Origin of the sequence: Streptomyces sp. NBC_01465 (assembly GCF_036227325.1) — a bacterium.
Classification (GTDB): domain Bacteria; phylum Actinomycetota; class Actinomycetes; order Streptomycetales; family Streptomycetaceae; genus Streptomyces.
The window spans coordinates 6540727-6556741 of the sequence record NZ_CP109467.1 but is presented as its reverse complement, the minus strand read 5'-3'; the positions used below and the strand labels follow the sequence as shown (position 1 = coordinate 6556741).

At 70.3% G+C, this 16015-nt stretch carries 16 protein-coding genes; 4 read left to right on the top strand and 12 right to left on the bottom strand.

Translation table 11 applies throughout. The annotated features are described in order from the left end of the window. Window positions 1–25: 25 nt before the first annotated feature. From OG707_RS30870 to OG707_RS30850, 5 genes are all read right to left on the bottom strand, one after another. Window positions 26–2569 carry a sensor histidine kinase KdpD gene (locus tag OG707_RS30870; RefSeq protein WP_329124092.1) on the bottom strand — a complete coding sequence of 848 codons (2544 nt, stop codon included), beginning with the start codon at window positions 2567–2569 and terminating at the stop codon, window positions 26–28. A 90-nt stretch (window positions 2570–2659) separates the two neighbouring features. Then, on the bottom strand, window positions 2660–3394 hold the full coding sequence (locus tag OG707_RS30865) for an ABC transporter ATP-binding protein (RefSeq protein WP_329124090.1): 735 nt from the start codon (window positions 3392–3394) through the stop codon (window positions 2660–2662). Between the two features lie 157 nt (window positions 3395–3551). Beyond that, a complete protein-coding gene (locus OG707_RS30860) occupies window positions 3552–4310 on the bottom strand; it encodes a DUF3710 domain-containing protein (protein WP_329124088.1) in 759 nt (252 codons plus the stop codon). Between the two features lies 1 nt (window position 4311). Beyond that, a complete protein-coding gene (gene dut, locus OG707_RS30855; protein ID WP_329124086.1) occupies window positions 4312–4824 on the bottom strand; it encodes a dUTP diphosphatase in 513 nt (170 codons plus the stop codon). Continuing rightward, entirely contained in the window at window positions 4824–5408 is a 585-nt protein-coding gene (locus tag OG707_RS30850) for a PaaI family thioesterase (RefSeq protein WP_329124084.1), read from the bottom strand. The genes dut and OG707_RS30850 overlap by 1 nt, the downstream gene beginning before the upstream one ends. A gap of 58 nt (window positions 5409–5466) precedes the next feature. Here OG707_RS30850 and OG707_RS30845 point away from each other — a divergent pair, with 58 nt between their 5' ends. Further along, the gene (locus tag OG707_RS30845) at window positions 5467–5913 is read left to right on the top strand and encodes a DUF3093 domain-containing protein (protein WP_329124082.1); all 447 of its coding nucleotides are present in this window, start codon (window positions 5467–5469) and stop codon (window positions 5911–5913) included. A 153-nt stretch (window positions 5914–6066) separates the two neighbouring features. On the opposite strand, the gene OG707_RS30840 is transcribed toward OG707_RS30845, so the two are convergent. From OG707_RS30840 to OG707_RS30825, 4 genes are all read right to left on the bottom strand, one after another. Next, window positions 6067–6951, bottom strand: a complete 885-nt coding sequence (locus tag OG707_RS30840) for a hypothetical protein (protein ID WP_329124080.1) — start codon at window positions 6949–6951, stop codon at window positions 6067–6069. Between the two features lie 13 nt (window positions 6952–6964). Next, window positions 6965–7261: a DUF4193 domain-containing protein gene (locus OG707_RS30835; RefSeq protein ID WP_206962697.1), complete on the bottom strand. Its 297-nt coding sequence runs from the start codon at window positions 7259–7261 to the stop codon at window positions 6965–6967. Between the two features lie 395 nt (window positions 7262–7656). Beyond that, window positions 7657–8889 carry a sensor histidine kinase gene (locus tag OG707_RS30830; RefSeq protein ID WP_329124077.1) on the bottom strand — a complete coding sequence of 411 codons (1233 nt, stop codon included), beginning with the start codon at window positions 8887–8889 and terminating at the stop codon, window positions 7657–7659. Between the two features lie 6 nt (window positions 8890–8895). Continuing rightward, complete coding sequence (locus tag OG707_RS30825) at window positions 8896–9549, bottom strand: response regulator transcription factor (RefSeq protein ID WP_329124075.1); 654 nt, start codon at window positions 9547–9549, stop codon at window positions 8896–8898. A 320-nt stretch (window positions 9550–9869) separates the two neighbouring features. Between OG707_RS30825 and OG707_RS30820 the strand changes: the two genes are divergently transcribed. Further along, the gene (locus tag OG707_RS30820; RefSeq protein ID WP_329124073.1) at window positions 9870–10043 is read left to right on the top strand and encodes a hypothetical protein; all 174 of its coding nucleotides are present in this window, start codon (window positions 9870–9872) and stop codon (window positions 10041–10043) included. A gap of 103 nt (window positions 10044–10146) precedes the next feature. On the opposite strand, the gene OG707_RS30815 is transcribed toward OG707_RS30820, so the two are convergent. Both OG707_RS30815 and OG707_RS30810 read right to left on the bottom strand, forming a co-directional pair. Further along, entirely contained in the window at window positions 10147–10947 is an 801-nt protein-coding gene (locus OG707_RS30815) for an inositol monophosphatase family protein (RefSeq protein ID WP_329128071.1), read from the bottom strand. Between the two features lie 18 nt (window positions 10948–10965). Continuing rightward, window positions 10966–12078: a ferrochelatase gene (locus OG707_RS30810; RefSeq protein ID WP_329124071.1), complete on the bottom strand. Its 1113-nt coding sequence runs from the start codon at window positions 12076–12078 to the stop codon at window positions 10966–10968. Between the two features lie 93 nt (window positions 12079–12171). On the opposite strand from OG707_RS30810, the gene OG707_RS30805 reads away from it, so the two are divergent. After that, window positions 12172–13410: an MFS transporter gene (locus OG707_RS30805; RefSeq protein WP_329124069.1), complete on the top strand. Its 1239-nt coding sequence runs from the start codon at window positions 12172–12174 to the stop codon at window positions 13408–13410. Next, entirely contained in the window at window positions 13379–14689 is a 1311-nt protein-coding gene (locus OG707_RS30800; RefSeq protein ID WP_329124067.1) for a D-arabinono-1,4-lactone oxidase, read from the top strand. Before OG707_RS30805 ends, OG707_RS30800 begins: the two co-directional genes overlap by 32 nt. Before the next feature lie 4 nt (window positions 14690–14693). On the opposite strand, the gene OG707_RS30795 is transcribed toward OG707_RS30800, so the two are convergent. Beyond that, the gene (locus OG707_RS30795; RefSeq protein ID WP_329124065.1) at window positions 14694–15686 is read right to left on the bottom strand and encodes a hypothetical protein; all 993 of its coding nucleotides are present in this window, start codon (window positions 15684–15686) and stop codon (window positions 14694–14696) included. Between the last annotated feature and the right edge of the window lie 329 nt (window positions 15687–16015).

The window sequence follows — 16015 nt, the reverse complement described above, 5'->3', positions numbered from 1 at the left end:
TTCCTGCTTTCTGCTGTCGGAGGGGTCATGAGGTGACCTGGGCGGGGAGATCCGCGGGTACGGCGTCGTGGCCGCTCACCGCTCTGAGGGTGAGGACCATGGTGAGGCCCCCTCCGGGGGTGTCCTCGGCGGCGAGGGTGCCGCCCATGGACTCGATGAAGCCGCGGGCGACGGCGAGGCCGAGGCCCACTCCGGCGCCGCGCGGGGCGTCGCCGTACCGCTGGAAGGGCTCGAAGATCTTGTCCTTGGCGTCGTCGGGCACGCCGGGTCCGAGGTCGGTGACGCGTACCTCCACGCGCTCGGCCATGGCGCTGGCGGAGACCTGGACGGGCTTGCCGTCCGGGCTGTACTTCACGGCGTTCTCGACGATGTTGGCGACGGCCCGCTCCAGCAGGCCCGGGTCGACCGCGACCATCGGCAGGGACTCGGGGATGTCGAGTTCCGCGCTGCCTTCCGGTACGCCGCCGAGCGCCATCGGGACCACCTCGTCGAGGTCGATCTCGCGGATCAGGGGGGTCACGGTGCCGGTCTGCAGCCGGGACATGTCGAGCAGATTGCCTACGAGATGGTCGAGGCGGTCGGCGCCCTCCTCGATCCCTGCGAGCAGCTCGGCCTCGTCCTCCTCGGACCACTGGATGTCGTCGGAGCGCAGTGAGGTGACGGCCGCCTTGATGGAGGCGAGCGGCGTACGCAGGTCATGGCTGACAGCGGCGAGGAGCGCGGTGCGGATCCGGTTGCCCTCGGCGAGCCTGCGGGCCTCCTCGGCCTCGCCGACCAGGCGCTGGCGGTCCAGTACGACGGCGGCCTGGGCGGCGAAGGCGCCGAGCACGCGCCGGTCCTCGGCGGGCAGTACGCGTCCCGAGAGGGCCAGCGCCATGTTGTCGCCGATCGGCATGTCGACATCGGCGTCCTCGGGCCGGGCGAGCGGCCGGGGCCCGACGCTGCCCGCGCAGGTCCAGGGGTCGACGTCGCTGGCGCGCTCCAGGAGTGCCACGGACTCCATCGCGAAGGTCTCCCGTACGCGCTCCAGCAGGGCGTCCAGCGTGGTCTCGCCCCGGAGCACGCTGCCCGCGAGGAAGGAGAGGATCTCCGACTCGGCGCGCAGCCTGGCGGCCTGGTGGGTGCGGCGGGCGGCCAGGTCGACCACGGAGGCGACCGCGACCGCGACCGACACGAAGATCACGATGGCGACGATGTTCTTGGGGTCGGAGATCGTCCACCGGTGCAGCGGCGGCGCGAAGAAGTAGTTGAGGAGCAGCGATCCGAAGGCCGCCGAGGCGAGCGCGGGCAGGAGCCCGCCGAGCAGGGCCGCGGCCACCGTCAGGGCCAGGAACAGCAGCATGTCGTTGGCGAGGCCGAGATCGGCGCTGGTGTTGGTCAGGATCACGGTGAGGAGCGCGGGTCCCACCACTCCGGCGAGCCAGCCCCAGATGATGCGGACCTTGCCGAGCCGCGCCCCGCGCGCGACGGGCAGTCCGCGCCCCTTGGCGACGTGCTCGTGGGTGACGATGTGGACGTCCAGGTCGGGCCCGGAGTCGCGGGCCACGGTCTGTCCGACGCCGGGTCCCAGGATGTACTGCCAGGCCTTGCGGCGGCTGGAGCCGAGCACGATCTGGGTGGCGTTGACACCGCGCGCGAACTCGAGGAGCGCCGGCGGCACGTCGTCGCCTATGACGTGGTGGAACGTTCCGCCCAGGTCCTCGACCAGCGTCCGCTGGACCGCGAGCTCCTTGGGGGACGCGGAGGTGAGCCCGTCGCTGCGGGCGACGTACACGGCGAGAATCTCGCTGCCGGAGCCCTTGGCCGCCATCCGGGCGGCACGGCGTATCAGCGTGCGTCCCTCGGGCCCGCCGGTGAGGCCGACGACGATGCGCTCGCGGGCCTGCCAGGTGGCCTTGATGTTGTGCTCGCCGCGGTACTGCTGGAGGTACTCGTCGACCCGGTCGGCCAGCCAGAGCAGCGCGAGCTCGCGCAGGGCGGTGAGGTTGCCCAGGCGGAAGTAGTTGGAGAGGGCCGCGTCGACCTTCTCGGCCTTGTAGATGTTGCCGTGCGCCATACGGCGGCGGAGCGCCTGGGGCGACATGTCGACGAGCTCGATCTGGTCGGCCCTGCGCACGACCTCGTCGGGAACGGTCTCCCGCTGCCGTACGCCGGTGATCGACTCGACGACGTCGCCCAGCGACTCCAGATGCTGGATGTTGACGGTGGAGACGACGTCGATCCCGGCGGCGAGCAGCTCCTCGACGTCCTGCCAGCGCTTGGTGTTGCGCGAACCGGGGACATTGGTGTGCGGCAGCTCGTCGACGAGCGCGACGGCCGGCCTGCGCTCCAGGACGGCGTCCACGTCCATCTCGGTGAAGAAGGTGCCGCGGTACTCGATCTCGCGGCGCTGGATCTGCTCCAGCCCGTGCAGCATCACTTCGGTGCGCGGCCGCCCGTGGTGCTCGACGAACGCCACCACACAATCGGTGCCGCGCTCCATCCGGCGGTGAGCCTCGGACAGCATCGCGTACGTCTTGCCGACGCCCGGTGCCGAGCCGAGATATATCCGAAGCTTCCCGCGTGCCATGCCTTGACTTTACGGGCAAAGAAACGGGCATTCCGGACGAGGTGGTCCACCGGTGATCGTCTTGACGTGTCTCTGACGCGCAGGGCCGTCTCAGCCGTGCTCGACGATGTGCCCGTCGCTCAGTTCGAGCACCCGGTCGGCCAGCCCGAGCAGCTGGTTGTCGTGGGTGGCGACCAGGACAGTCACGCCCTCGCTCCGTACGACCGCGCGCAGCAGCTCCATCACCGCGAGCCCGGTCTCCGCGTCCAGCTGTCCGGTCGGCTCGTCCGCGATCAGCAGCGCCGGGCTGTTGGCGAGCGCGCGGGCGATGGCGACGCGCTGCTGCTGGCCGCCGGAGAGTTCGCCGGGGCGCTGCTGGGCGTGGTCGGAGAGGCCGACCAGGGAGAGCAGCAGCTCGACGCGCTCCTCGCGCTCGCGCGGGTCGGTCTTGCGCAGGCGCATGGGGACGCCGACGTTCTCGGCGGCGGAGAGGATGGGGATCAGGCCGAAGGACTGGAAGATGAAGCCGACGCGGTCGCGGCGCAGCTCCAGGAGGCCGTTCTCGCCGAGGCCGGAGAGTTCGGTGCCGTCGACGGATATCCGGCCCTCGTCGGGGCTGTCGAGGCCGCCGACCAGGTTGAGCAGGGTCGTCTTGCCGGAGCCCGAGCGGCCCTTGAGGGCGACGAGCTCGCCTCTGGGTACGTCGAAGGAGACGCCGCGCAGGGCGTGGACGGCGGAGGGCCCGGTGCCGTAGGAGCGGTGGAGGTTCTCCACCCGGATCATCGGGCGGCCGGCCGGGTCGTCGACGACGGCCGTGCCGGACTGGCCGCTGGTGTTCTCGGTCATGGTCTCCCCCGTACGGTGCGGTGATCAGGCGCCAGTATCGCCGCGCGCCGGGCCTGCGGGCAATGCCTCGGGGGCAGGCCGGGGGTCAGCGAAAAGGCCGGTGGCCCGCATCCCCTCGAAAGGGGCGTGCGGGCCACCGGCCACGAACGGGAGCGGGTCAGCGGACCTCGGTGATCTCCGGACCGCGCTGAAGCTGTCCCATGCCACCGGAGAAGCGCGAGCCCTCCTGGTCCTCCTGCTGGACACCGTCGGGCATCATCTGCGCGTCGTCCGGGAGCTTGAGGACGATCGGGTCGCGCGGCGCCATCGGCCCCTCGCCCCGTACGACCACGGTGTCCCGGAAGATCTGCTCCAGGACCCCGGCGGCCTGCGGCTGCACCGCGCCCTGGCCGGAGATGACCCCGCGCAGGAACCAGCGCTTGCCGTCGACGCCCACGAAGCGCACCAGCTGCACGCCGTTGGTCCCGTCGGGCAGCTGTACGGGGACCTGCGCACGCAGCTCCCAGCCCAGCGGGCCCTCGATCTCGTCGATCACACCACCCTGCTGGGTGATGCCCGAGGCGATCTCCTCGCGCACCTCGCCCCAGATGCCCTCGCGCTTGGGCGCGGCGAAGGCCTGCAGCTGTACGGCGCTGTCGCCCAGGACGACCGTGGCCGCGACGATCGCGTCACCCGCGACCTCGACGCGCAGCTCCATGCCCTCCACCCCGGGCACGAAGAGTCCGCCCAGGTCCACGCGGCCTTCGCCGGCCTCGGAGACCTCACTGCTGTCCCACGGTCCGTCGGGACGGGGAGCGGGCTCCAGCACTACGCGCGGGGCCTCTTCGGCCTCGCCCTCGTCAGTACCGTCGACGACCTGCTCGGCCTCGCCCGCCAGGTCCTCGTCGGAACCGTTCTTCTTGCGACGTCCGAACACGTCACTGTCCTTCCCGGTCGGATACGACCGAAGCGTATCGATTCCCACCCTGTGAGCCGCCCACCGCGGCATGACCGCCGGTGGAACCGAAGCCCCCCTCGGCCCGCGCCGAGCCGGGAAGCTCCGCCACCTCGTGGAAGCGCACCTTCTCGACCTGCTGGACGACCAGTTGGGCAATCCGGTCGAATCGCTCGAACCGCACCGTTTCGCGCGGGTCGAGATTGACCACGATCACCTTGATTTCCCCACGGTACCCGGCATCAACCGTCCCTGGGGCATTCACCAGGGCGACTCCGCAGCGAGCTGCGAGACCGGATCGGGGGTGCACGAAGGCCGCGTACCCGTCCGGGAGAGCGACAGACACTCCGGTGGGCAGCACCGCCCGTTCTCCCGGGGCGAGTTCGGCCGCTTCCGTCGTCACGAGATCCGCTCCGGCGTCGCCGGGGTGCCCGTACGCGGGGATCGGTACCTCGGGGTCAACGCGGCGGATGAGTACATCTACGGGGTTACGCATCAGGGGTTCACCTCGAAGGCACGTGCGCGCCTGGTCATGTCCGGGTCGTCCATGGCCGCCCGGATCTCCTCGGGCCGGCCGTTCTCCGTGAAGTGCTCGACCTTGACCTCGATGAAAAGGGCCTTCGCACGGACCGCGACGGGCCCCTCGGGGCCGCCGATCCGCCCCACGGCCCGGGAGTAGATCTTCCGCCCGCTCACGGCGGTGACCTCGGCCTCCAGGTGCAGCACGGTGTCCACGGGGACGGGCCGTACGAAGTCGGTCTCGAGCCGTCCGGTCACCGCGATGACCCGCAGCAGCCAGTTCAGCGAGCCGAGCGTCTCGTCCAGCGCGGTGGCCAGAATGCCGCCGTGCGCGAGCCCGGGGGCGCCCTGGTGGGCGGCCTGCACGGTGAACTCGGCGGACACCCGCACGCCCTCACCGGCGCGCGCCTGGAGGTGGAGTCCGTGCGCCTGTTGATCACCGCAGCCGAAACAGTGTCCGTAGTGCGCGCCGAGAAGTTCTCCGGGGGCCGGGGCATCGGCGTGCCGCACCGGCGCTATGGCGTCGGCCGGGGGCGTCAGCGCTGCAGTTGTTCCTGTCACAGATGCAGACCCTACCTGCGCGTACCCGCAGTCAGAACGCCGTGCCAAGCTTGGTTTCATGCAGCCCTACGAAGAACGCCTCACCGCACCCCGCTCCTGGTGGTTCATGTCCCTGCTCGTGGGCTTCGCCTGCGCGCTGATGTTCCTGCCGCTGGGCACCCTGCCGCTGCTCGGCGGCCTGGTCGGCGGCACCGCGGTCGCGGGTGTCGTGGTGAGTGCGTACGGCTCGATGCGCATCCGCGTGGTCGCGGACTCGCTGGTCGCGGGCGAGGCGAAGATCCCGCTCTCGGCGCTGGGCGAGGCGGAGGTCCTGGACGCCGAGGAGGCGCGCGCCTGGCGCTCGCACAAGGCGGACACCAGGGCGTTCATGCTGCTGCGCGCCTACATCCCGACGGCGCTGAAGGTCGAGATCACCGACCCGGCGGACCCGACGCCGTACGCGTACCTCTCCACGCGCCACCCCGAGCAGCTCAAGGCGGCGCTCGCAGCCGTACGAGCCGCCTAGCTCCCCAACGCCTTGGGGTCGTCGGGCCCGTTCAACTGCACGGGCTCCTCGATCCGCACCTTTTCCCGACGCCGCCCTCGCACTGCTCCGCAGGCTTCGGGCAGCTGCGCCGACTGGGACATCAGTCGCTCCGCGACGGGCGTCCGCCGACCCTCAGGGATCCAGCGCCTTGGGCCCCTCTGGCCCGTTCAACTGCACAGGCTCCTCGATCCGCTCCAGCGGCGGGAGCGCGGGCAAGGCGTCCCAGGGCACCTGGTTCCTGCGCAGGTCCGTGCGGATGCGTGCGGCGAGTTTCTTGGTGTCGCGCCGGTTCATCACGGCGCCGACGGCCGCGCCCACCATGAAGGGCACCAGGTTCGGCAGGTCCCGGATCATCCGCTTCATGATCTGCTGGCGCAGCTCGCGCTTCATCTGGCCGCCGAGCGCCGCGTTCACCGTCATCGGTTTGGTGACGTCGATACCGCGCTCGCCCGACCAGGAGTTCAGATACGTGGTCGTGCGCTGCTTCAGACTGCCCGGCGGGCGCTGGCCGTAGACCTCGTACAGCTCGGCGATGAGCTTCATCTCGATCGCCGCCACGCCCGTGATCTCCGCGGCCAGCTCGGCCGGCATCGCGGGCGGTACGGGAAGCATCGCCGCGGCGCCGATGCCGGCGCCGACGGTGGAGGTCGCCGCGGCCGCGCCGGTGACCAGCTTGTCGGCGATCTCCTCCGGGCCCAGGCCCGGGAAGTGTTTCTGCAGGGTCGCGAGATCGCGCACCGGAATCCGGGGCGCGTTCTCGATGATTCTGTCGGCGACGTACGCGATCCCTGCTTTCGCGCCGTCGCTGCTCTTCTTCACGCCGTTCTTCAGAGCGCCCAGGCGGCGGGCCCCGGTCCCGGACCCGCCCTCTACGCCCTGCTCACGCTCCGAGGGCATCAGGGCGGTGGGCTCGGCAGGCGCAGCTACGCCTTCTGCCGGGCCTGTGCCGCCCTGCTGTACCCCGGTTGACCCCTTGCGCCGGAAGCCTCGCTTCCGGGACGGTGTCGCGCCTGCCACGGCCGACCTGACCTCAGTCGCAGTCGCGGCAGATGGGCTGGCCGTTCTTCTCGCGGGCCAGCTGACTGCGGTGGTGCACGAGGAAGCAGCTCATGCAGGTGAACTCGTCGGCCTGCCGCGGCAGGACCCGGACGGAAAGCTCCTCGTTGGAGAGGTCCGCACCGGGCAGCTCCAGGCCTTCGGCCTGCTCGAACTCGTCGACGTCGACCGCCGAAGTGGACTTGTCGTTCCGACGAGCCTTGAGCTCTTCGATGCTGTCCTCGTTGACGTCATCGTCGGTCTTGCGTGGGGTGTCGTAATCCGTAGCCATTTAGTCGCTCTCCCCCTCTGGGTGTCTGCGGTGTCTCAGCGCACGTAACGCGTGAGAGGCCGGACTTGTGCCCGACCTGAGGCGGAGATTTTGCCTCACATCAAGGTCTGTTACTCAATCGACACCCAACCGGATCCCCCTGGAGTGATCAGTTTGGATGGCGATCGGGACCGTACACGGTCCGAATGTCGCACTTCACGGGCGCCACCCCGTGTACTTCCCGTGATCACACCCCCCGGAAACCCGGGGTTTTCCCGGTTTTCCGGGGGTTTTGCGATCACGGAGAGTAGATGGCCGGAAAATCGCCCCTGTGATCGATCGCACACGATCTTTCCGGGAACGGGTCCCGAAAATTCCGCGCAAAGCGAACTTCCGGACCGGCGTCGAGCAGCATCTCAGACAGGCAGGGTGACGCGCATCACGAGACCGCCGCCGTCGCGGGGCTCCGCGATGATACGGCCTCCGTGGGCGCGCGCGACGGAGCGCGCGATGGACAGGCCGAGCCCCACGCCCTTGTCGCTGCCCGTCCGCTCCGTACGCAGCCGTCTGAACGGCTCGAAGAGGTTGTCGATCTCGTAAGCGGGAACCACGGGACCTGTGTTCGAGACCACCAACACGGCCTGCCCCTGCTGGAGTTCGGTGGTGACCTCCACCCAGCCGTCCTCGGGAACGTTGTAGCGCACGGCGTTCTGTACGAGGTTCAGGGCGATGCGCTCCAGGAGCACTCCGTTGCCCTGTACGACCGCCGGAGCCTGCACCCCGCGGATCTCCACACCCTTGGCCTCCGCCTCGGCGTGTGCCTGGTCCAGGGCCCTCGTCGCCACCTCCGCGAGATCGACGGGCTTGCGCTCGACGATCTGGTTGTCGCTGCGGGCCAGCAGGAGAAGCCCCTCCACGAGCTGCTCGCTGCGCTCGTTGGTGGCCAGGAGGGTCTTGCCGAGCTGCTGGAGCTCCACAGGAGCCCCGGGGTCGGAGAGGTGGACCTCCAGGAGGGTCCGGTTGATGGCGAGCGGCGTACGCAGCTCGTGCGAGGCGTTGGCGACGAAGCGCTGCTGGGCGGTGAAGGCCCGCTCGAGCCGGTCGAGCATCTCGTCGAAGGTGTCGGCGAGCTCCTTGAGCTCGTCGTCGGGCCCGTCGAGCTCGATGCGCCGGGTCAGATCCGTGCCGGCCACGCGGCGGGCGGTACGGGTCATCTTGCCGAGCGGCTGCAGGACGCGGCCGGCCATGGCGTAGCCGACGGCGAAGGCGATGACACTGAGGCCCACGAGGGCGTACAGCGAGCGGGTGAGGAGGTTGTCGAGCGCCTCTTGACGCTGATGGTTGACGCACGCGTTCATCGCCGCGTTGAACTCGTCCACCGTGCCTTGGTCGGGCAGGTTGCACACCTTGCTCGACACGCTTCCGGAGACCATCTTGAACGGCAGCTCCGCGCCCACGTGGAGCGCCTGCGCGGCCAGCATGTAGATGATCGTGAGCAGCACGATGCCCGCGATCAGGAACATCCCGCCGTACAGCAGCGTCAGACGTATCCGGATCGTGGGGCGCAACCAGGGGAAGGGCATCTCTGCCGACTTCGGGTCCCAGGTCGGTTTCGGGGGCGCCGCCGGTGGCGCGGGAGTTGTGGCCACCGGGGGTCAGATCCGGTAACCGGAGCCGGGCACGGTGACGATGACGGGGGGCTCGCCGAGTTTGCGGCGCAGGGTCATGACCGTCACCCGTACGACGTTGGTGAACGGGTCGGTGTTCTCGTCCCAGGCCTTCTCCAGGAGCTGCTCGGCCGAGACGACCGCGCCCTCGCTGCGCATCAGGACCTCCAGGACCGCGAACTCCTTGGGCGCGAGCTGGATCTCGTTGCCGTCGCGGAAGACCTCGCGGCGGTTCGGATCGAGCTTGATGCCGGCGCGCTCCAGGATGGGCGGCAGCGGGACCGTCGTACGGCGGCCCAGCGCCCGGACGCGTGCGGTGAGCTCGCTGAAGGCGAAGGGCTTGGGGAGGTAGTCGTCGGCGCCGATCTCCAGGCCCTCGACGCGGTCGCTGACGTCGCCGGAGGCGGTCAGCATCAGGACGCGGGTGGGCATCCCGAGCTCGACGATCTTCCGGCAGACGTCGTCGCCGTGGACCAGGGGCAGGTCGCGGTCGAGTACGACCACGTCGTAGTCGTTCACCCCGATCCGCTCCAGGGCCGCGGCGCCGTCGTACACGACGTCGACGGCCATGGCCTCCCGGCGGAGTCCGGTGGCCACCGCATCGGCGAGCAACTGCTCGTCCTCGACGACGAGTACGCGCACGGCGCTGTCCTTCCCTCGTGCCCGCGGTTTGTGCATACGGGCAGGTCTGTAGCACTGACTGTGTGCATCCATCCTGCCCCTAACGCCCATAAACCGGCTGTAAGGCGGTGCCGGACGGTGCTGTGCGACGGGGAATTCCGTGATTCCCGGACGGGTTGAGGTTTCTTGACGAGAAGGCGGGGGGAGGACGACTGCACACCCCGCGATCACGCCCTGTATGTGGCGTACCACAGCCCGCTCTGTCCCCCAGAGGGAGTGTGTGATCGCAGGCAACCCTCGGCACACCCCCGTGCCACCGACCCATGACGAGGGGGCGCACCATGGACGCATTCACCGCAGGACTGCTGCAGCGCATAAAGGCCACGGAAACCGACCTCACCCGGGCTCGCGAGACCGGCGACGAGTTCCTGGCGGAGGTGGAGCAGGGCGAGCTGGACGACCTGCGCCGTCTCGCCGCCGAACACGGCGTCGAGGTCACCACCGCGGGCGTCTGACGCACGATCCGGATCCAGATCCAGGATTCAGGCAGGGCACGAGTGGGCCCCGGAGCCGCGGGACGGCTTCGGGGCCCACTCGTGTGTACGGACGGCTTTCGGCTCAGTCGTGCCAGGCGCCGTACTCCTCCAGGAGCGCCTGCAGGGGCTCGAAGACGCCGGGTGAGGCCGCGACCGCCAGGTCGTTGGACGGACGCTCGCCGGGGCGGCCGCCGGTCAGGGCGCCCGCCTCGCGGGCGATGAGGTCGCCGGCCGCCAGGTCCCAGGGGTGCAGTCCGCGCTCGTAGTAGCCGTCGAGGCGGCCCGCGGCCACGTCGCAGAGGTCGACCGCGGCCGAGCCGCCGCGGCGGATGTCGCGGAACTGCGGGATCAGCCGGTGGGCGATCTCGGCCTGGTGGGTGCGGACGGTGGCGACGTAGTTGAAGCCGGTCGAGACCAGCGCCTGGTCGAGCGGGGGCGCCGGGCGGTGCCGCAGCGGTGTCTCGCCCAGGTACGCACCGCCGCCGCGCACCGCGTGGAACGTTTCGCCGCGCATCGGGGCCGCGACCACGCCCACCACCGTCTCCCCGTCGAGTTCGGCGGCGATGGAGACGGCCCAAGTGGGCAGTCCGTAGAGGTAGTTGACCGTGCCATCGAGCGGGTCGACGACCCAGCGGATGCCGCTGCTGCCCTCGACGGATGCGCCTTCCTCGCCCAGGAAGCCGTCGTCGGGGCGGTGTTCGGCGAGGTAGCCGGTGATCAGCTTCTCGGCGGCGATGTCCATCTCGGTGACGACATCGATGGGGCTGGACTTGGTCGCGGCCACGCCGAGGTCGGCGGGGCGTCCGTCGCGCAGCAGCGCGCCGGCCCGGCGGGCCGCTTCCTGGGCGAGGGCGAGGAGTTCGGACGTCAGGGGGTCGCTCACGGGGGTCACGAGGGCTCCTTATGCGTACGGGCTGTCGGCGCCCGCGGCCGCGGGCCTGGGGGCGCGGGCCGGGCAGCAGCCGACCGGGCAGAGGTCGTGCGAGGCGCCGAGCGCACCCAGGGCGCAGCGCTCCACGGAGAGGCCCCGCTCGCTCGCGGCGCGCTCCAGGACCAGGTCGCGCACGGCGGCGGCGAACCGCGGGTCGGCGCCGACCGTCGCGGAGCGGGCGACGGGCAGGTTCAGCTCGGCGGCCTTGTCGGTGGCCTCGGTGTCCAGGTCGTAGAGGACTTCCATGTGGTCCGAGACGAAGCCGATGGGGACCATGACGACGGCCGGGGCGCCCTCGCCGTGCAGGGTCTCCAGGTGGTCGCAGATGTCCGGCTCGAGCCACGGGATGTGCGGGGCGCCGCTGCGCGACTGGTAGACGAGCTGCCAGGGGTGTGCGACGCCGGTCTGCTCGTGGATCGCGTCGGCGATCACCTGCGCGACGTCCAGGTGCTGGGCGACGTACGCCCCGCCCTCGGGGCCAGCCGATTCGGCGGCCGAGGTCGGGATGGAGTGCGTGGTGAAGGCGAGGTGCGCGCCTGCCCGTACGTCCTCGGGAAGCGCGGCCAGAGAGGCGAGGACGCCGTCGATCATGGGCGCGACGAAGCCGGCGTGGTTGAAGTAGTGCCGCAGCTTGTCGACGCGCGGCAGCTCCAGGCCTTCCGCTTCCAGCGCGGCGAGGGAGTCGGCAAGGTTCTCGCGGTACTGGCGGCAGCCGGAGTACGAGGCGTACGCACTGGTGGCGAGGACCGCGATGCGCTTGCGTCCGTCGGTGATCATCTCGCGCAGGGTGTCGGTCAGATACGGCGCCCAGTTCCGGTTGCCCCAGTAGACCGGCAGGTCCAGGCCGTGCTCCGCGAAGTCCTTGCGCAGGGCGTCGAGCAGGGCGCGGTTCTGGCCGTTGATGGGACTGATGCCGTCGAAGCGGAAGTAGTGCTGCCCCACCTCCCTGAGCCGCTCGTCGGGGATGCCCCGGCCGCGGGTCACGTTCTGCAGGAACGGAACCACATCCTCCGGGCCTTCCGGACCGCCGAAGGAGAGCAGCAGCAGAGCGTCGTACGGATCTGGATCACGCTGATCGGACATGGGTCCGATCCTGCCATCCGTATCCGACGGGCCGGTAACCACGCCACGGCCGTAAGCTGTGTCTTTCGCCTTCAGCCCTTACCCGGAGATCCTGTGCCCAGTCCCTACCGCGCGATCTTCGCGGCACCCGGCGCCAAACAGTTCTCCGCGGCCGGTCTGCTCGGCCGGATGCCGCTGTCCATGATGGGCATCGGCATCGTGACGATGATGTCGCTGATCACCGGCCGGTACGGGCTCGCGGGCGCACTCTCCGCCACCTGCGCGCTGTCGGCGGCGGCGATCGGGCCGCAGATCTCCCGGCTCGTCGACCGGTACGGACAGCGCCGCGTCCTGCGCCCGGCGACGCTGGTGACGGTGGCCGCCGTACTGGGACTGCTGCTCTGCGCCCAGCAGGGCTTCCCCGACTGGACGCTCTTCGTCTTCGCCGCGGGCACCGGCTGCGTCCCGAGCGTCGGCTCGATGGTCAGGTCCCGCTGGGCGGAGATCCACCGCGGCTCCCCGCGCGATCTCCACACGGCGTACGCCTGGGAGTCGATCGTCGACGAGGTCTGCTTCATCTTCGGCCCGATCCTCTCCATCGGACTCTCCACGGTCTGGTTCCCCGAGGCAGGCCCGCTCTTCGCCGCCGTCTTCCTCGTCGCCGGCGTCTACTGGCTCACCTCGCAGCGCGCCACCGAGCCCGTACCGCATCCGCGGGGCCACGGCTCGGGCGGAACGGCGCTGCGCTCCGGGGGACTTCAGGTCCTGGTCGCCGCCTTCGTCATGGTCGGAACGATCTTCGGGACGATCGACGTGGTGACCGTGGCCTTCGCCAGGGAGCAGGGCCACCAGGGCGCGGCGAGTGTGGTCCTCGCGGTCTACGCGCTCGGCTCGTGCCTCGCCGGAGCGGTCTTCGGGCTGCTCCGCCTCAAGGGCTCGGCGCCGAAGAGGTGGCTGGTGGGCGTGTGTGCGATGGCCGTGAGTATGATCCCCCTCCAACTGGCCGGGAACCTTCCGTTGCTGGCCGTGGCGCTCTTTGCCGCGGGCCTGTTCATCGCTCCGACGATGATCACGACCATGGCCCTCGTCGAACAGCACGTACCGCGCACTCAGTTGACCGAGGGCATGACCTGGATCAGCACCGGGCTCGCCGTCGGAGTGGCGCTCGGGTCGTCGGCCGCCGGTTGGGTGGTCGACGCGCACGGCGCGCAGGCGGGGTACCTGGTGTCCGCCGGGGCAGGAACGCTCGCGGCCGCGGTGGCGTTCCTGGGGTACCGCCGGCTGAACAGGCCGGTGCCGCAACGGGAGGGGCGCGAAACAGATGGCCGGAGCGAGCAGCAGCACGTGGCGTAACTGGGCGGGGAATGTCACCGCCCGTCCGGCCCGGGAGGTCTCCCCCGCATCGGTCGAGGAGCTCGCGGATGCCGTACGGAAGGCGGCGGACGAGGGCCTGACGGTGAAGCCGGTCGGCACCGGCCACTCCTTCACCGCCACGGCGGCCACCGAAGGCCTGCTGGTACGGCCCGATCTGCTCACCGGGATACGGGAGATCGACCGCGCCGCGGGGACCGTGACCGTCGAGGCGGGCACCCCCCTGAAGCGCCTGAATCTGGCCCTGGCCCGTGAGGGACTCTCGCTCACGAACATGGGCGACATCATGGAGCAGACGGTCGCGGGAGCCACCTCCACCGGCACCCACGGCACCGGCCGCGACTCGGCCTCGATCGCCGCACAGATCCGCGCCCTGGAGCTGGTCACCGCGGACGGCTCGGTCCTGACGTGCTCCGAGAAGGAGAATCCCGAGGTCTTCGCGGCCGCCCGGATCGGGCTCGGCGCACTCGGCGTCATCACCGCGATCACCTTCGCAGTGGAGCCGGTCTTCCTGCTGACGGCCCGCGAGGAGCCGATGGCCTTCGACCGCGTGACCGCCGAGTTCGACGAGCTCGTCGCCGAGAACGAGCACTTCGAGTTCTACTGGTTCCCGCACACCGGCAACTGCAACACCAAGCGCAACAACCGCAGCGAGGGCCCCGTCGCCCCGCCCGGGAAGATCAGCGGCTGGGTCGAGGACGAGCTCCTCTCCAACGGCGTCTTCCAGCTGGCCTGTTCGCTGGGCAGGGCGGTCCCCCGGACGATCCCGTCGATCGCCAAGATCTCCAGCCGGGCGCTCTCGGCCCGTACGTACACGGACATTCCCTACAAGGTCTTCACGAGTCCGCGCCGGGTGCGCTTCGTGGAGATGGAGTACGCCCTGCCGCGCGAGGCCGCGATGGAGGCGCTGCGCGAGGTGAAGGCGATGGTCGAGCGGTCCCCGCTGCGGGTCAGCTTCCCCGTGGAGGTGCGGACCGCGCCCGCGGACGACATCGCGCTCTCGACCGCGTCGGGCCGCGAGAGCGCGTACATCGCCGTCCATCTCTACAAGGGCACGCCGTACCAGTCGTACTTCACTGCGGTCGAGCGGATCATGACCGCGCACGGCGGCCGCCCCCACTGGGGCAAGGTGCACACGCGCGACGCCGAGTATCTGGCCGGCGTGTACCCGCGGTTCGGCGAGTTCACGGCGCTGCGCGACCGCCTGGACCCGGAGCGGGTGTTCGCCAACGCGTACCTGCGCCGGGTCCTGGGCGACTGAGCTGCTACGACGCCGGGGTGGTGGCCGTCGCGCCCGCCCCGGCACCGTCGCCGCTGTCGGAGCCGGTGTCGCTGCTGGACGATCCGGACGGGGTCGGCGTGGGAGTCGGCGTCGCGGAGGAGCCGCCGTCCGAACCGGAATCCGAACCGGAACCGGAATCCGACCCCGTGTCCGTGGACGACGACGGGCTCGGCGTCGGGTCCGGGGTGCCGTTGTCCGTACCGGTGCCGGATTCGGACGACTGACCGGTGCCGGACGAGCCGCCCGGCGATGGAGTCGTCGAGGTCGACGGGGTGTCCGACGGGGTGGACTTGTGGCTGTTGCCGCCGCTCACCGCGCCGCCGATCGTCGTGCCCTTGCCGCCGCTGAGGTCCTGGCCGGAGAGCAGCTCGAAGCCGGTGATCCCGCCCATGGCCACGACGAAGACGACGAGGGCCGCGATCGCCGAGCGCTTCCAGCCCCGCACCCGGGTGCCATGGGTCGTGGCCTCGGTGAACTCCTCGTCCGGGCCCGGCTGTACGGGCACCTGGGGCACCAGCTGCGTCTTGTCGGGGTCCGCCTTGTCGAAGCCGGGCCGCAGGAGCTGCGTCGCCTCAAGATCCCCCGCGGGGAGTTCCTCGGTGATCTGCGTGATCACCTGCGTCCGCATGTCCTCGGGCCAGGGTGCCGCGACCGTCGGCGGCACCGCCCCGGGGTCCCTGTCTCCCGGGATGCGCCGGACCTGGACCTGACGGCCCGTGTGGCCCTTGGGCTTCACCTGGACCGTGACCTCGCGGATCTGCTCGCCGGTCCTGCGGAACAGGTGCTGGAAGATCGTGCCGCCGCAGGTGGCGACGACACTGACCACGCCGGCGCCGATGATCGTTCCGTACACCCCGAGCTTCGAGGCCAGCACCGCCGCGACCACGGCCGCGATCGCGCTTCCCGCGACCTGCGGGACGCTCAGATCGAGTGACCTTTTGTTCGTTTCCGTCCCGTTCTCGGGCTTCTGATCCATCTACAACCTCTGCTTGACCTTCTTTCCCACCATGCACCAGATAGGGACATTTGAGCGAAACGAATAGTTCCGTTTCAGCTGATTCTGTGAAGCAGGACACCCGGGGAGAGGTTCAACTCCCGTGCCACGGGAGAACTTCGGCGGCGCGCCGCCCACCCACGTGGCCCGAATGGAGTACTGTTGCGAGCCCTGGGCCCGGTCTCCCTTGGGGGTGAGTGACCGAAATGGTCACTTTGCGTCGCAAACTGGTAACCGTGCCATAACGGCGGTCCGGGGTTCATGCCCGACACGCCGGGCAGATCAGCAAGGTTGTGGCAGGCTGCACCCGG

Excerpts from the sequence above, each read along its gene's own strand:
- OG707_RS30795 (WP_329124065.1), bottom strand. The coding sequence starts at position 15,686 with ATGGATCAGAAGCCCGAGAACGGGACGGAAACGAACAAAAGGTCACTC.
- OG707_RS30870 (WP_329124092.1), bottom strand. The coding sequence starts at position 2,569 with ATGGCACGCGGGAAGCTTCGGATATATCTCGGCTCGGCACCGGGCGTC.
- OG707_RS30810 (WP_329124071.1), bottom strand. The coding sequence starts at position 12,078 with ATGTCCGATCAGCGTGATCCAGATCCGTACGACGCTCTGCTGCTGCTC.
- OG707_RS30865 (WP_329124090.1), bottom strand. The coding sequence starts at position 3,394 with ATGACCGAGAACACCAGCGGCCAGTCCGGCACGGCCGTCGTCGACGAC.
- OG707_RS30835 (WP_206962697.1), bottom strand. The coding sequence starts at position 7,261 with ATGGCTACGGATTACGACACCCCACGCAAGACCGACGATGACGTCAAC.
- dut (WP_329124086.1), bottom strand. The coding sequence starts at position 4,824 with ATGCGTAACCCCGTAGATGTACTCATCCGCCGCGTTGACCCCGAGGTA.
- OG707_RS30845 (WP_329124082.1), top strand. The coding sequence starts at position 5,467 with ATGCAGCCCTACGAAGAACGCCTCACCGCACCCCGCTCCTGGTGGTTC.
- OG707_RS30800 (WP_329124067.1), top strand. The coding sequence starts at position 13,379 with ATGGCCGGAGCGAGCAGCAGCACGTGGCGTAACTGGGCGGGGAATGTC.
- OG707_RS30820 (WP_329124073.1), top strand. The coding sequence starts at position 9,870 with ATGGACGCATTCACCGCAGGACTGCTGCAGCGCATAAAGGCCACGGAA.